This window comes from Streptococcus mitis (assembly GCF_013305725.1).
Classification (GTDB): Bacteria; Bacillota; Bacilli; order Lactobacillales; family Streptococcaceae; genus Streptococcus; species Streptococcus mitis_BO.
Genome location: NZ_CP047883.1, coordinates 969515 through 985270, shown reverse-complemented (window position 1 = coordinate 985270; position 15756 = coordinate 969515). Strand labels below are relative to the sequence as shown.

Sequence of the window (15756 nt, the reverse complement as noted above, 5' to 3'; positions counted from 1 at the left end):
ATTGACTGTTCCTATTTTTAATATTCATAAAATCTAAAGTCTTTATACTCTTTAACAATGGAGTCGCCAACCAGAACAGACTATACTGACCAGCGACTACCTTAAATTTAATGTTTCAGATTTATTTTCTTATCTCTAATTTCATAAACTACATCTGCTACATTTTCGAGTAATCGTTTATCGTGGGTGATAAACACGATAGTTCCGGTGTACTCCTTCATTAGTATTTCCAAAGCCTCTAAACTTGGTATGTCAAGGAAGTTACTGGGTTCATCCATTATTAGGATGTTATATCTACCCATGAGCATTTTAGCAAGCAACAATTTTATAATTTCTCCACCGCTTAAAACAGATAAACTTTTTCCAATATCGTTCTGTTTGAACCCCATAGATGCTAGCACTGAACGAATTTCTGATATATTGTAGTCACAATCCTTCTGCATAAACTCCATAACATTCTGATTACTGTTGTACTTGTAACCATTCTGTGCAAAGTAACCTATTTTTGCCTTAGGCGAAATAGAAATTCCTTCTTCATGGTTTAAGATCATTTGGATTAAAGTTGTTTTTCCGATTCCATTACCACCAGTTAACGCCACTTTTGCTCCTAACGGAATTTGAAAAGATGCATTTTCAAACAGAGCCTTATCCCCAAATACTTTATTAATTTCTGCACCGACTATAGGGTATGGATTATGGAGCTCCAATGCTTTACTTTGCCTGAAACGAATTCTGCGAATGCCTTCCGGAGCTTCTACTTTTCCTAAGGCCGCAATCCTGTGCTCTAGGGTTTTAGCAGCATTATACATCTTTTTTTCCTTACTTCCTATTGATTTTTGATGAGCTAAACGCCCTCCGTCTTCAGTACTTTTTTTCTTTGAAGAACCTTTTGCCTTCTGTTCTATTTTACGAGCCTGTTTTCGCTTTTCCTCCGCAGCCCTTTCCAATCGGGCACGTTCCGCAATAAATTGTTCGTATTCTGCAGCTTGGCTCTTACGTTCTTCCTCTTTCTGACGAAGATAATCAGAATAGTTTCCCCAATACTCAGTGATTTTGCCATCTTTCAGTTCCCATATTTTATCTACTATTTCATCAAGAAAATAGCGGTCATGGCTAATAACTAACAGTGCACCTGTAAAATATTTTAGCTGTCCTATTAGAAAATCAATTCCTTCACGGTCTAAATGGCTCGTAGGTTCATCCGCTAAAATACCATGAACCTGTGCCGATAAGGCCTGTGCTATTTTAAGCCTTGTTTCTTCACCACCGCTCATAGTCTGTATATTTAATTGCTCAACACCTAGCTTGCCTACAAGTGCAAAATCTTTTTCCTCCTGCAGAGTTACTTCGTCCAACTGGGGAATATAGGCAAGTTCACCCAGACGATTCATTTTACATCCTGGGGGAGTTAATTCTCCTAAAAGTACCCTGAGTAAAGTGCTTTTTCCAGCACCATTTGCTCCTACTAAACCAATACGGTCATAATCATATACTTCTAATTCATTTATATCTAAAACATCGCGTCCTTTGAATTCCACACGAATGTCTTTTGCTTTTAATATTAATTCCATAACATTTCCTCCTGTCTATAATCGCATGCTTTCATTTGCTTGTATGCAGGGAAAACCCTGCGATTTTAGCAGGAAGAGTTACATGAAAATAAGATACATAAATATTCCTCCAATATTGTTTATTTTAAATCTAATTTTCTAACCTCAGTTATCATTTGGCAAACTATAGCAATGCCAATAATTAAAATACCTGATAGTAAAAACCAATGATTTACACCGATTTTATCAGCAAAGAATCCAGAAAGAATTAACCCAATTGGCATAGCAAGTGACATGATACTTCCGATCAAAGAAAATACACGTCCTAAATATTCAGGCTTAATTTTCTCCTGAAAAAGAGCTGTTTGCACACCGCTATAAAATGGCACCGAAAGCCCCATTATTGCACAGCAAACTACGAATATTACAAATCCATTTGGAGGAAGTATTCCCGAAACGGCTAAACTGGTCCCCATTATAAAAAATGAACTTGTTATTAGTAATACATGCTTTTCGAAGCCCCCTAATCTTCCTAATAATAAGCCTCCTGCTAGCATCCCAAATGCAAAGGAAATTTCCGTAATAGAAATATGCACAGGCGTTCCATTAAAGTGTTCCATGCTTATTAAAGGAAATAGTGCATTGATTGGCATATAAACAAAAGTATATAGTGTTCCTAAGAGTAATAAGGCAAACAATCCTTTGTTTTGTCTCAGAACCACAACTCCTTCTTTCATCTCCCTTATGAAATTTGGTTCTAAACTTTGCACTTGATTACCCAGCTTAGGTATACGTACAATTGCTACCGTAATAGATGCAATCACAGCACCCAATACGTCGATGGCAATAATAGCATTTAAATCCCAAACGGAGTATAAGAGTGCTGCAACTGCCGGACTAACAATATAGCTTATAGACTGCAAAGACTGACTATAGCCTGCGCATTTCGTTAGCTGTTCTTCTGGTACTAAAAGTGGTGTAACCGCATTGAGTGCTGGGGTATGAAAAGCTGTTCCAATGCTACGGATAAACAATACTATCATAATCATCCAGACAGGTAGCTCCATACAGAATGCAACAATAGCAAGCACTGCACCAGCTGCTGCGATAATTAAATCGGCACCAATCATTATCTTCTTCCTATCATGACGATCCACTAGCACACCAATGGCAGGTCCCAAAATCGCATAGGGTAAAAAACCTACTAATGAAGCCATAGACAAGACCATCGCAGATCCTGTTTTTTCTGTAAGGTAAAAAATAATCGCCATTTGCAGGATGGCACTAGTGATTAATGATACTGCTTGCCCTGCCCATATTGCATAAAATTTTCGTTTCCAATTGTTGTATTTTTCCATTTATATTATCTCCTGCATATTATTTTGCTTGAATTTCTATTTTGAATAGCATTCTAGGCAATAAAAAATGCAGGCCAAACCCCACAATGTGGCTTTTGGTCTGCATACATACAATTTGGAAACATTCATATTAAAGACATAGTTAAATAAAGGTATAGTTAAATAACCAATATCCTCACCGTAACTAATGAATGCTCAATATCGTATAAATAAGCACAACAAAAAAGCCTATCATCGGGTATAGATTCTGCTTTTTTTATTGCCAGCTTATCTTAAACGCATTGAGGCTGTCATAGTTTCGGTTCCTCCTACATCTTTGTTTATATCAATTTATAGTATAACACAACAAGATGATATGTTCAATATAAAAGTTATGGAATGAGACTCATACTTCCAATTCGATGCCAGATTTAAAGGATATGACGAAGTTTTCTTCATAGACTGTAACGCTCTGGATTATCTTCCTTAGTAGCAAGCGATTAGCTTTCACAAAATCTTCTGTTTGTAGTTTTAAAAATTCATCAGGATTTTCTAACTCAACCTCAAAATATTTCATTTTACATTCCCTCATTTCATTTATTGATAAATTGAGTTTGCAAAAAAGAGTGGACAATTTTTGTCTACTCTTAACCTTTAAAATAGTTTTTTTTAATCGATTTGAAGTTGCCTAAATTATTACTTATTCGGTAAAATGAAGTATTGCTTTCAACAGATTTCCTTCAACTACACTTCACTTGATTCAAACAAGGTGGGTACATTTCTATTCCCACAAACTCCTTGTCAATGGAAACAAACACGTACCCACAGGGTAAATGGAAATAGAAACTGATAATTTCTAGCTATCACTTCTACTCATTCCAAAAATTTTCTCACTCTGATACTTACCCACCATAAAGCAAAAAGCCTTGCAATCAAGGCTTTCATTATCCCTTTCGTTCAAAGGTTTCTAAGCTTTTACGAGCAGAGCGACACACTCAGCGGTTCGCTATCTCCGTTCTGTCTGCGTGCTAGCACTTGTCAATCACGGACAGCTATCGCATGGGCGGAAGTAAATGCTAATCTTCGTCGTTTTACTCCTTGACTAGCAAACTTACCGCCTCAACATGATGCGTATTCGGAAATCTAATTATACTATTTAACGTCTTAACACTTTTTAACGATTACATTATTTCAAGTATAGACTGACATATTATCATCACATGAATTCTTTCCACTTCTTTCAAGAATAGATAGAGTAGGGGATAATCTCTAGCCCCTCTCACACCACCGTACGTGCCGTTCGGCATACGGCGGTTCAACTAACTTTTAAATCATTTCGTTCTAAGTAGTAATCCAAGCATGAAACCAGTCCTCGTTTGATGAGGATTTGTTTTGATATAGCTCGTTTGAGAACTGACTTCTGAGCTACTAATTGATAATGTTCTCCCCAGCCAGATACCTTATCTACTATCCATTTAGGAACTCCTAACTTAAGCAATCCCCATAATCGTCTAGATTTTTTCTTCCATTGCTTCCAGACAATCACTCGTAGACGATCATCTATGCTGGTTACTATACTTTTCATATTTCCCAATGAGAAATAGTTTATCCATCCTCGAATTGACAAATTCAGTTGCTCAATACGTCTTGTTAAGTCTATACTCCATTTCCTCTGTGTTAGTTTCTTCAATTTAAGCTTAATATTGAAGAATACTATCTTGATGGGGGCGACTTTTCCAACCATCTGATGATTTCCAGAACCCAAAACCTAGATACTTCAGTTTACTTGATCTCACAATCTTGGTTTTAGTCATATTGTCTTTCAATCTGTCGTTTTCTCTTTCTAGCGACAGACCTCAAACTGTCTCTCCCCAGACTGTTTGAGTATTCCCTCTTCGCTCCACTTCCATTACAGAAGTTTCCTCACTACTATGGGCTCGGCTGACTTCTCATGATTCGTTGTTACTACGCTTTCAGCACTCATGAGACCTCACGGGATAAGTCGTACATCTTTCCTCGTTTATACAAGATATGAGGACGTTAAAAGGTTACAGTGAAAAAGATAAATCTTAGTCCGAATTCAATTACTCTCGTGATTTACGCATATAGGTTACGACTAGCTTTTTGGACTTTAGAGTTTCAGGCCCCCTTATCCGCTATATACGCCTTACTATCACGTTCCTGTTCGTAGAGCCACGATTTCACTATCCCTTCCTCTCCCCGCTACCTCACGTTAGTCAGGCTTGGGAATCGCTATTGAGTTCACCGGTAGCGGGTGCCCACGGAGGACTTACACCTCAGATGTACGACATGCCCGTAGTACCGAAAAAAGCACCCATAAGGTAAACTTTTAAGTGCTTTGAAACGTTGATATAATCGTATTTATTAACGTTTTGAGAATTGTGATGCCTTACGAACTTTCTTAAGACCTGATTTGGAAAGTATGGGTTTCAGTTGGAATAAAAACAGCGTAATATCAAGGTTTTTCAGAACTAAATCTACTTATTAATTTCTAAAAATATGAATCAATATTTTTTAAATAGGGGAATAATTTAGTTCAGTAAAAATTAACTACTGCACTTCAACATTATTATAGCAGGTTTTATTAGCATTCCCTAAAAAATGTAGAGATTAAAATCATATCACAGGTATAAAGTAAACGCATAAAAATAAGGATCAATCTAAATTCTTTTAAGAAACTATTCTCATTAACTATTTTCCATTTCATTCATTAATCCATTGATTAAGATGTAAATCAAAAATCACTAATAGTATCAGTGACCTTTGATTCTTAAATTGAATTTTGCTCCTTTAAAATAAAGTCTTTAAACGCATTATTGAAAATAGTGATAGCTTTAGAAGCTTTTCTGCTCATTAAGTAAGTAAAAGAAACGGGGGTTGTTACTGTAGTGGTTTCAAGATGAGCAATCTTATCTGTAAAAGTCTTTTTTAAGTAAAGGGGCAGAAAGGAAATGCCTTGATTCATTTCTATTAGTTTGGCAGTTACTGTAATATCATTGATAGTAGTGAAATCGGCTTCTGGGACTAGCTCAATGATTTCTTTTTTTAGATTTTCCCAATAGACGGGGTGGTTATCGGATAATATTTTATAGTTTTTAAATAATTGTAATTCGTCGCATTTGACTGTTGTTTTAGGATAAAAGAGGGCAATCTTTCCTTCACAAATTTGTTCGGATATGATTTTTTTACTATATGGAACTTCTCTATCAATACCAATATCGAATGTATTCGTTTCAATAGCTTGTTCAATATGGCTATTTAGCACGGATACAGAGATATCAATATCTGGATAGCGCTGAAAGAATTCCTGTAAAAATTGTGGTAAAAGGTATGTGGCAATGTAAGGAGATACGGCTATTTCTATATGAAATTGTTGTTTTTTATTTTGTAGCCTAATCTTTTGAATACTTTGCTCATAGGTTTGTATAAGATTTTCAGCAATCTCTATAAATTCTCTTCCAACAGCAGTTAGTGTCAAGTTTCTTCCCACTGTTTCGAAAAGTTGAACTTGGAGGTGCTTTTCTAATTTCTTAATTTGTTGATGTAGCGTTGGTTCGGTAAGAAATAGCTCTTCGCTGGCTTTACGATAATTGAGATGTTTTGATAATACCAAAAAAGTGTAATACCAATCTAAGTTCATAGTTACTCCTATTTATAAATTTTTTCTTAATGATTTCTAAACTTTTTTCAAATTTTAAAATACCTTGATATAGTATACCATATTATTACAGATAGGAGCTCATATCTAATAAAATAAGGAGTGAGGTATTGAGGTATGTTAGGAGGTCTCTTATATTTAAATTTTAATTTTGAAGGGGGAATATGTATGTCGCTAATCGCTTTAGCTATTTATTGTATATTTAGCTTTATAATTCTTAAAGGAGAAAAAAATGAAAATTAAAACAACATTTAATAATATTTTACCAAAGGAGTTTGGAAAGGAAGCAAAAAGGGAAGATATAATGCAAGGAAATCCGGTTCGTTCTTTTGCGTTTGAAGTTGATAATTTACCCAAAGGTACTAAATATATCGCTTTTACTCTTATTGATTATGATGCCATTCCTGTTTGCTCTTTTCCTTGGATTCATTGGAGCGTTGCTGATTTAAAAGTTAATGGTGATAGTATTCAGATTGAAGAAAATATGAGCCGAATTGGTCAATTAATTCAAGGTAAAAATAGTTTTTCTAGTCAATTTTTAGATGGTGATTTTTCTGAAATTGATACAATGTTTGTTGGACCGACTCCACCTGATCGAGACCATAACTATACTTTAAAAGTGTTTGCATTATCAGAGAAAACAGGACTAAAAAATGGCTTTTGGGTTAATGAATTACTAAATAAAGTAAAGGATTTAACTTTGGGTACGGTTGAGTTAGACCTTATTGGAAAATGTTAAAGTCATGATTGGTAAACCTAAATAAATTAAACGTTTAGGTCTTGTTATTATCTTGTAAAACCAGTAAAGTAGCTAATTCTACTATTTTTAGGGGAGTTAGTCACAAAGAAAATCAAACAGTTAGACTGACTGTTTGAGTATGAAAAAAGCAGATAAAAAATCCCTTGAGTAAATAACTTGAGGGATTTTAAAGGTTGGGATAGGGTATTGAAAAGCTCGTACAAAGTATAATAAAAATCCCCACCAAATTTTGAAAATCTATTGAAATGTATTGAAGTTTATTAGCAGAATACATAAGTGGGAAGCTTAATTTTAATACATTTAGAAGATTATTGAAAAAGAAATATCACACTTTCATTCTTATTAAAATTCTTATAACTGTATTTTGAATGATTTTCCCAACCAAGCAACCCTCTCTCTTATAAAATATATACATTCAGTTGTATGAAATGTAATATTGTTCTTATCAGACTTGAAACTTTTACTAATCCAACTATTTATCTTATACATTTAATTTAAACCTATAGTATCCTATTTTCTTAATATTCTACAGTGTAGGTTGTTTGGAGCATATCATCAACAAAAAAGAGAACGAGCCAAAACTTCGTTCTCCTTAAAATATAAAACATTACTATTAAAGTAAAGTAAAAAAGATGGCTTACAGAACCTGTAAGCCACCTAGTCAGTCGGTTTATTCTGGTGTCTGCCACCGCCTGGCCCTTACGTCCAAGATTGCTATCGGATTTCGTTCTGGTGTCCGCCACCGCTTGGCCCTTATGTCCAAGATTACTATCAGATTGACCATGAGCCAACCACTCATCTACACCATTATTCTAACGAATATGAGCTACAAATGCAAGAGAAAAACTTATTTTGGATTTATACACTATAGAAAACATACACTATCTTCAGATTGAACTTTTGTTCAAAATAAGCTATAATGAATTTAAGTAGAAACAGGAGGTAGAACAAATGGCTACAATCAGTTTAACACGTGATATAAAACTAACAAACGAAGATGCTCTAAAAATTCTTAATCATAAACCATCTAAAAAGCTACAAGCAGTCTTGAAATCTATTGAATCACAGGACGCTACCGCTCCAACGAAAAATAAACTCATTTCAAAGTATCTGTAAGATGACAATTCAAGTAACACCACTTAAGCAATATCTTGAAAATATTCAAGTGCTGGCTCCTGATAAAACTGAGAAACAAGTTCAGGAGCTATTTAAAACTATCATTTTAGAAAATGTTGATTTCAACGGTAATGAAGAGATGTTGACTTATCTATCTGATAAAGCTCCCAATTTTGAAAAACAACATCGTTCTCGTAATTTTATCGTTGAAGAAACTGAAACAAATAACATCTTAGGTTTCTTTAGTTTATCTCTCAAAGTTGTTGATATTTCTGATTTAGAGAAATCCTTAAAAAAGAAACTCGTCCTAAAAGGGAAAAGTCCCAAAAATATTGATTATCTCCCTGTGTTACTTATCGGTCAATTCGGCAAAAACACAAAGCTAAATAAACTATCAGGACAAGAGTTATTTGAAATTGTATTTCAAAAAATTGAAGAATTTCGAGCAATTGTAGGAACCCAGATGATATTTTTAGATAGTATCAATCATCCTAAAGTCATTCAATTTTATGAACAGTTCGGATTTATTGCTTACAGTCAATTGATTAAAGACGATCATCAAGTAAGTTATCAGCCTATGGCATTAAATATGTCACTCTATAAAAAATAAGAATCATGTCACCTAAACTGATGACATGATTCTTTTATTTCACCGTATAGGCAAAACTAATGGCACTATCTGCTTGTGAGATTTTTCGAAAGGTATAGTTAGGGTTGCCACCATAGTTGGTTTCAGATACGAGAAAAGAACCATCATCATAGACCTTCTCTAAAAAGGCCACATGACCATAGTCTGCTGGTGTGCCATGTGTACCTCCTACAAAAGAAACAATGGCACCTGCTCTTGGTGTAGAGCCTGTTTCCCCACCAAGACTTGAAGCTGTCGCAACCCAGTCCTGACCATTCCCCATGGTATTAATGATTGAAATCTTCTCTCCGTTTCTACCTTTTAGCTTTAATCCTAACTGGTTCATACGAGCCGCAACACCCCATGTACATTGTCCATAGGCATAGGCCATACCATCTCCACCACCAGGAACAGAATGATCATACAAGTCCCCACGAACACCTTCAAGGGATTGTGGGTCACTCTTAGCCTGTCCTCCATTTGTTTGACTAAAGCCTTTTTCAATTTGGTAATACCATTCCGTTGCTCTGGTTTGTCTTTCCAGTAGTTTGTCACCAGAATTTCCCTCCCAATAAGTGAGGAAGAGTTGGGCAAGATTGGCTGCACTGCCTGTATTTCCAAAGAAATCCTTTAACCAACTTTGATAGTAAGGACTATCCCCATGAAGCATAAAATCAAGTTGTAGGTCTAAATCATACCACTTCTTATTTTTGATATGTGCATAATTCAATAAAGCTGTATGACGTGTTGAACCATCTGCAGTATCTGTCCATTGACCTAACCCCAAACCTCTATGAAGAATATTAGTATAAGCACCACTATAAATAGCTGGACCTCCAATCGCTAACCATGCTTCATCATCCCATGAGGAATCGGTAGCGCCAACAGGAGGAGATAAATAATCCCCTTCAGCACGTTTAGGATTAATAGAAGACTCTACCGACCAATTTCCTAAAATTGCCGCAATGGCTTGAGGACTTGCCCCTTGAGATTTCAAAAACTCATAAATATGTTTTGCTCGTTCAAACTCATCCCCACCAAACTGACCAATAGCTGGTAAGATAGTAGTCTGAAGTTGAATGACTTTTGGAAAATAAAATTGCGGATTGACATACACCAATTTTTCTTTCTTGTTCTTATACTTTTGATAGGAAACTTTCAAACCTGTATCATCAGGTGTTTCACCAATAATATCACCCGTTAGGACTCTTATCCCCTCAATCGCACGGCCATTATGAATGGAATACAAGGTCAATCGACTCTCATTCTCTCCTTTTCCGTTAGTGAGAATTATATTGTCGCCATCTAGAGATACAACTCCATCCATTGGTGCGACAATCCTTTGGTGAGCCTTCGCTTCTAGTAGAATGTACTCCTGAAGGGTAGGTTTTCCGTCTAAATCATAGTATCCATAACGATAAGTCATGGTTAGACTATCTTCGTTGCTTTTCCCCTCAAATGGATTGTCCAATTCCTGCATGGAAGCATAGACACCCTCTTCTTTTAGTTCCTTTATTTCCTCTTGATCGTCTTTCGAGAGTTTATACTTAGGAGTTTCATAGAGGTCTTGCATGGATTTCAAATCTTCCCCATCGTTTAAATCATGCCACAAAGTAGACAGATAATCCTTGTAAGTTTCTGAACTAAATAAGTGAACTGGTTTGTGTAACTCATAGTCATGGAATTTAAAGTTCATATACCCCATCACATCATCAACTTTTGTGTAATAGGTAATGCCTTTGTCATTTGTACGAGTATGTTCTGCGTCTTCCCAAGTTAGGTGGGTATAAGCTTTTGTTAATTCAAATTCATCTTGTTGAATCAAACTAGCAGATGAAAATCCTAAAAAGAAGCTCATCATAAATAATAGAAGAAAGACTAATCCTCCAACTATCCAGGTTGCAGGATTTCCAGCCGCAAATGTAAAGAAGGAAAAGGCTGCTTTTAGTTTTTGATAGATATTTCGGACACTTGTAAGACCTTGTTTCTTTAATTTTCGAAACCGATTTTTAAAGGAACTTGGGTTATCTTTCGCTAGTTTCCATCCTTTCCCATCCTTAAAATGATGGTATCGCTCTTTTGTGTTGGTCAGTCTTTTCTTGGTAAAACGACCTGTTGCTTGTCCTGTTTTGACACTAGCTTTTCCAAGGTTATAAGAAAGCCGACTGTAGCGTTTCCCTTTTCTAATTGTCTCTTGAAGTGTGCGATAACCTTCTAAATCTTCATTTTCTGAAGCTAACTCTCCTCCTTCACGTCCAAGGACATAAAGAAAAGTTTTGGCTTTCCTACTGACTTTTTTAGATTTATAGGCTTGTTTAGTAGATTTTAGATTCTCTTTTGCGGCCTTGACTTCTTTCTTAGCTTTTAATTCCTCTAAACTCTTCCCTTGAAAGAAAAAATTGGATTTTGCTTTTGTTTCCTGACCATAAAGAAATTTTTGATTGGTTTTTCTTTCTTTACGACTCTCTTTTCTTTCTTCTTTTGCTTCTACCTTGGCTTCTCTAAATTGCTTCTTAGCTATTTTCAATCGTTTCCTAGCATGAGGTAATCGTCTGTCTCTTAATTCTTTGCGATTCAAAAGAGATGGAGGACTATTTTGAAGAATATGATTGTAGTCTTCATTTGCTTGTTTTACTCTCTCCTTTGAAGCTTCTCTCATCTCCTCTAGCTTTTCTTTTATCTCTTTTTTCCATGCTTTTTCATCCAGTACAGCGGAATCTTTTTTCTGTTTCCTCACCTCCTTCTTTCCTTGTTTCAAGAATTTCTTCTCATCTTTTAGACTTCTTCTAAATGCCTTTCGTGCACGTATGATTTCTCTTTTATCCTTCATTTACCTTCCCCTTAGTTAGAAGCCATTTTATCAGGATCCGTACTCATGATATCAAACAATTGAGTACCTTGAGGAATCTTATTTTTAAAGGGAACGACAACTGAACCAGCTTTTATTAGTCCTGCCCCTTTTTCTGGATTGATTAGGTATTTTTCGAGTTCTTTTGACAAGCCTAAGAGTTGAACCAGTTCTTCTCTATCATTTTTTGCTTGCTTGAGGAGAATCATAAATTCACTATTTGCAATAATCCGTCTACCATTTGGATCTAACAATAAGGTTTCGACGTTTTGAGTTATCCCAGTCGGACTAGCTCCATATTTTCTGACACGACTCCACAATTTAAAGAAGAAATCACTGGCATATTTATCTAATAAGAGAAGCTGCATTTCATCAAAATAAATCCAGGTCTTCTTCCCTAATTTTTGGTTCCGAACGACACGATTCCATATCTGATCAAACACTACCATGAGAGCGATTTGTTTCAGCTCATCTCCTAACTTTTTAACATTATAGATTAAGAAATTAGATCCTGTCTGAATATTGGTCTTATGAGAAAAAATATCAAGAGAACCTTCGACATACAGTTCCATATCAAGTGCCAAATTCTGCGCTTCTTCTTCTGGTTGTTGGCTCAAGACAAAGACCCATTCTTCCAAAGAAGGCTCTTTAAATGACTGATAGGTCAGTCTGGTGACTCGGTCAATAATCGATTTTTCTCTTCCATCCATTTTTCTATCCAATAACTTGCCGATAAAGGATAAAAGAAATTCTGATTTTACCTTTACAGGATCTTCATCCATATTTTCTTCAGACAAGTCAAGAACATTGAGATAGGTTTGGGAATCAGGCGCAATATCAATCATTTCTCCACCAAAAGCCTGTCCAATAACACTGTACTCTGCTTCTGGATCCACGATGATAATTTCTGTATTCTCACCAGATTCTTTGATTTTTGTCGTGATAATCTCATGCTTGGTTGCCATGCCTTTACCAGCTCCAGATGTTCCTAAAATCAGACCAGAAGGTGTATTTAATAGACTTCGGTCAATGGTAATAATATTGCTTGAGATTTGATTGATACCGTAATATTTCCCACTACGGTCTTGTAAGTCTACTGAAGTCCATGGAGAGTTCACTGCTATATTGGACGTTAATAAACTCCGTGATACTCCCTCTAAAAAATCACAACCAAATGGCAGCAAACTATTAAAGGCTGCTTCTTGCATATATGGAAGTTTATCAATCATTAGGTCATTTGAGCCGGCCACTTGTTGAATAGTGTCTAGGGCTTGTTTGAGTTCTTCTTCATCCTGACCAAAGACACCAATCAAGAAGACTGTTTGAAATAGTTTATCTCCTGTCTCGGTCATGGTTTTTAAGAGTTCCTCAGCTTCATCTATATTGCTTTCTAAAACATGGCCTACTTTTTCTAAATAGATACCTGTACGGGCAAGTTTTTGTTGTTCCCCAATCTTTTGGGATTCCATTAAGGTCTTCTTTGTTCGTAGTTTCTTCATGGCATCTGCCTTGGTCGAACTTTGAGCATGAAGGCTCACAATCAATTCCAAATCTCCTTGCATGAGGTCTCGGATAAACTGATCCCCTAATTCCATGCCGTAGTCTCTCACATAGACAATCTGCAATAAGCGGTCATTGATTTGTAGGTAATTCTTGTTTTTGAAATCTAAGAGATTAGGTGCTATGAAGTGACGAGTTGTCTGACCAGATCTCGTTAAATCACGGTAAGAAAAAGGAAGATGGTGTTCTCCTCTAAGCATATCGGCCAACAAGTTGACACGCTCTTCTCCAGCCAAGGATTCAAATCGTGCATCAATTTCTGAGAAACCACTCTTGAAATATTCTCCTATTTGGGACAAGGAACGATAGGCTTGTTTGGGATTAGAATCCTTTCTACCAAAGCTAATCAGTTTCACAGCTGAAAAATTATTTTCACCACTGTCTAAATTCTGATTCATCATCCGATTCAATTCTTTACGATAGGTATCATATCCATCTTCTTTTTCCTCATACAAAACACTTTGTCTAAACTTTTCTAAATTCAATCTTTTATTAAAGATGGTCAATTGGAAGTTGGTTTGGTCATCTAGGGAGTTAATCAAATCAGAATACTTCTCAATGATTGCGCCCTTATCTTCTAAACCAACGGTCTGGTAATTGACATCACCAAGTAAATAGCTTTGTGAGAAATAATCTTCTTTCACCTGCATCAGACCATTTTGATACAGGGCTTGATAGGAAAGAGTATTAGCCGTTGAGGGTAACACTTCCTCTTTTTTATCTTTAACTTTTTCCTTTTTATTAGTCATTGAAGTTTTTTGTTTCTTTAATGTATTTGATTTTCTTTTCATGTTCAGGTCCTTTCTTTCCTGTAATTGTGCGTAGGGGAACCGTTAGTTCAAAATGAAGACGGTATTTCAAATAATGTTCAAAATATAAATCATTGGGTTTATAGACTCCAAAAAGCATGAGGGGGATGGTAAAAGCAAACACAAAACCGTAAACAAACCAATCTCCAAATTGCCAGAAAAAGAGATTCAAGCCCAAAACAATAATTGTGACAATAAAGGCTGGTAAAACAAAGATGATTTGTCTTGTGGTGAAACCTAACCAAGCCCTGTGTTGGTATTTTGTGATGTCTTTAAAGACACGTGTATTCATGACTTTCCTTTCTAAAAAGGCTAAGAAGCAATCACTTCCTAGCCTTTATCTAATTACATACCTAATATTGAGCGAGCCGTACGTTGAGAACCAACGAGGGCAATAATCAGTAAGATAGCTTGTATTAAACTACCAAACATAATCGCAAGAGATTGCAGGACTCCTGCACCATTTGAAACGGCTATTTTCCCAGCAGATTCAAACAAAGGAACAAGAGAAACAATCAGAAAAATAAGAACCCCTTGTACCGCATAGACCATAATATTTTTTAAATAGCCAATACCAATAGACTTCCACTCATCACTTAAAAATGTTGGAATCGTAAGAGGGGCAAATGGAATCATAAGGTAGAGTTGAATAAATCGAATAGATACCAAAAGATTGACCATGGCTGCACTTACTATCCGAACTAGCCAAATGAGGAGTGCGAAAAAGCCCACAATCATCCGGCCAATAAATCCTGACCCTTTTAATCCAGAGATTGTATCATACTTCGCCCCACCGTGAGCCACAATCGAGGCCACTTGTTCAATGGCGTGACTCGCAATCCCGATGATAGCTTCTACAATAACGGTAGTATTGGTAATTACAACTGCGACCATAATATAACTAATCAACATCGGGGCTAATGCTTCAAAGGTCATCGCTCCTCCTGAGTTAGCAATTTTCTTTGCCATCTTAGAAAATTCTAAGATGAGAACAACTGATAAAATCGCAACTCCAAGAGGCTGCATGACACTTTTAGTAATACTAGACATATAAGTCCAAACGGTTGGATTGTAGCTAGATAGAGATTTAATCAGATCTACTGTAGATTGTAAATCTACATTAAATCCTTCAAATAAATTTTCAGCTGATATTTTTTCAGATGCAAGGTAAACAAAGGGTGAGACTAAACTAAGATTCATGTCATTGTTTATCCTCCTAAATTGAAATCTGGGTTACAAAGGCTCCAGCAGCCCCGACCATAACACCACCGACAATTTCAAGAATGGCATTCCGAACACCTGGTCCACCATCTTTAATATTGGTTGCAAGGTTGACAATCCCCACAACAACGAGAAAGGCACCAACCGCAATCAATCCCTTCTGTAACAAAGACATAGCTTGTGCAAACATAGCACTTGCGTCTACTCCATAAACAAAACCTTTAAAATGCGTAATCATCTATTTCCTC

General features: G+C 36.1%; 13 protein-coding genes and 1 pseudogene. 4 read left to right on the top strand and 10 right to left on the bottom strand.

From position 1 onward, the window contains the following. Positions 1-107: 107 nt before the first annotated feature. The 5 genes and pseudogenes from msr(D) to M594_RS04835 form a co-directional block, all read right to left on the bottom strand. The gene (msr(D), locus tag M594_RS04855) at positions 108-1571 is read right to left on the bottom strand and encodes an ABC-F type ribosomal protection protein Msr(D) (RefSeq protein ID WP_000420313.1); all 1464 of its coding nucleotides are present in this window, start codon (positions 1569-1571) and stop codon (positions 108-110) included. A 119-nt stretch (positions 1572-1690) separates the two neighbouring features. After that, entirely contained in the window at positions 1691-2908 is a 1218-nt protein-coding gene (gene mef(A), locus M594_RS04850) for a macrolide efflux MFS transporter Mef(A) (protein ID WP_000417519.1), read from the bottom strand. Positions 2909-3293: 385 nt separating this feature from the next. Further along, positions 3294-3464, bottom strand: coding sequence for a hypothetical protein (locus M594_RS04845; protein ID WP_000873143.1), 171 nt, complete (start codon positions 3462-3464; stop codon positions 3294-3296). Between the two features lie 738 nt (positions 3465-4202). Next, positions 4203-4713: pseudogene (locus tag M594_RS04840) on the bottom strand (group II intron maturase-specific domain-containing protein); the annotation flags it as partial. Positions 4714-5678: 965 nt separating this feature from the next. Then, positions 5679-6548 (bottom strand): LysR family transcriptional regulator, encoded by an 870-nt coding sequence (locus tag M594_RS04835; RefSeq protein WP_033680329.1) that lies wholly within the window; start codon positions 6546-6548, stop codon positions 5679-5681. A gap of 250 nt (positions 6549-6798) precedes the next feature. Between M594_RS04835 and M594_RS04830 the strand changes: the two genes are divergently transcribed. The 4 genes from M594_RS04830 to M594_RS04815 all read left to right on the top strand — a co-directional run bounded on the left by M594_RS04830 (position 6799) and on the right by M594_RS04815 (position 9052). Continuing rightward, positions 6799-7305: a YbhB/YbcL family Raf kinase inhibitor-like protein gene (locus M594_RS04830; RefSeq protein ID WP_173876114.1), complete on the top strand. Its 507-nt coding sequence runs from the start codon at positions 6799-6801 to the stop codon at positions 7303-7305. 653 nt (positions 7306-7958) lie between these two features. After that, the gene (locus tag M594_RS04825; RefSeq protein WP_173876113.1) at positions 7959-8222 is read left to right on the top strand and encodes a hypothetical protein; all 264 of its coding nucleotides are present in this window, start codon (positions 7959-7961) and stop codon (positions 8220-8222) included. Between the two features lie 55 nt (positions 8223-8277). Beyond that, on the top strand, positions 8278-8442 hold the full coding sequence (locus M594_RS04820) for a hypothetical protein (RefSeq protein WP_000201399.1): 165 nt from the start codon (positions 8278-8280) through the stop codon (positions 8440-8442). A 1-nt stretch (position 8443) separates the two neighbouring features. After that, positions 8444-9052, top strand: coding sequence for a hypothetical protein (locus M594_RS04815; RefSeq protein ID WP_173876112.1), 609 nt, complete (start codon positions 8444-8446; stop codon positions 9050-9052). Between the two features lie 34 nt (positions 9053-9086). On the opposite strand, the gene M594_RS04810 is transcribed toward M594_RS04815, so the two are convergent. Genes M594_RS04810 through M594_RS04790 form a run of 5 tightly spaced genes read right to left on the bottom strand, consistent with a single transcriptional unit; the run spans position 9087 to position 15746 of the window. After that, positions 9087-11900, bottom strand: a complete 2814-nt coding sequence (locus M594_RS04810) for a phage tail tip lysozyme (RefSeq protein WP_173876111.1) — start codon at positions 11898-11900, stop codon at positions 9087-9089. Between the two features lie 11 nt (positions 11901-11911). After that, positions 11912-14269, bottom strand: coding sequence for a VirB4-like conjugal transfer ATPase, CD1110 family (locus M594_RS04805; protein ID WP_173876110.1), 2358 nt, complete (start codon positions 14267-14269; stop codon positions 11912-11914). Then, on the bottom strand, positions 14220-14579 hold the full coding sequence (locus M594_RS04800; RefSeq protein WP_173876109.1) for a PrgI family protein: 360 nt from the start codon (positions 14577-14579) through the stop codon (positions 14220-14222). The genes M594_RS04805 and M594_RS04800 overlap by 50 nt, the downstream gene beginning before the upstream one ends. A 53-nt stretch (positions 14580-14632) precedes the next feature. Further along, positions 14633-15487 carry a conjugal transfer protein TrbL gene (locus M594_RS04795; RefSeq protein WP_001054256.1) on the bottom strand — a complete coding sequence of 285 codons (855 nt, stop codon included), beginning with the start codon at positions 15485-15487 and terminating at the stop codon, positions 14633-14635. 16 nt (positions 15488-15503) lie between these two features. Continuing rightward, entirely contained in the window at positions 15504-15746 is a 243-nt protein-coding gene (locus tag M594_RS04790; RefSeq protein WP_000627865.1) for a hypothetical protein, read from the bottom strand. Positions 15747-15756 lie beyond the last annotated feature (10 nt).

Bases quoted from the DNA above. Each gene is read 5' to 3' on its own strand.
- M594_RS04845 (WP_000873143.1), bottom strand. From the start codon at position 3,464: ATGAAATATTTTGAGGTTGAGTTAGAAAATCCTGATGAATTTTTAAAA.
- M594_RS04835 (WP_033680329.1), bottom strand. From the start codon at position 6,548: ATGAACTTAGATTGGTATTACACTTTTTTGGTATTATCAAAACATCTC.
- M594_RS04830 (WP_173876114.1), top strand. From the start codon at position 6,799: ATGAAAATTAAAACAACATTTAATAATATTTTACCAAAGGAGTTTGGA.
- M594_RS04825 (WP_173876113.1), top strand. From the start codon at position 7,959: ATGGCTTACAGAACCTGTAAGCCACCTAGTCAGTCGGTTTATTCTGGT.
- M594_RS04820 (WP_000201399.1), top strand. From the start codon at position 8,278: ATGGCTACAATCAGTTTAACACGTGATATAAAACTAACAAACGAAGAT.
- M594_RS04815 (WP_173876112.1), top strand. From the start codon at position 8,444: ATGACAATTCAAGTAACACCACTTAAGCAATATCTTGAAAATATTCAA.
- M594_RS04810 (WP_173876111.1), bottom strand. From the start codon at position 11,900: ATGAAGGATAAAAGAGAAATCATACGTGCACGAAAGGCATTTAGAAGA.
- M594_RS04805 (WP_173876110.1), bottom strand. From the start codon at position 14,269: ATGAAAAGAAAATCAAATACATTAAAGAAACAAAAAACTTCAATGACT.
- M594_RS04800 (WP_173876109.1), bottom strand. From the start codon at position 14,579: ATGAATACACGTGTCTTTAAAGACATCACAAAATACCAACACAGGGCT.
- M594_RS04795 (WP_001054256.1), bottom strand. From the start codon at position 15,487: ATGAATCTTAGTTTAGTCTCACCCTTTGTTTACCTTGCATCTGAAAAA.
- M594_RS04790 (WP_000627865.1), bottom strand. From the start codon at position 15,746: ATGATTACGCATTTTAAAGGTTTTGTTTATGGAGTAGACGCAAGTGCT.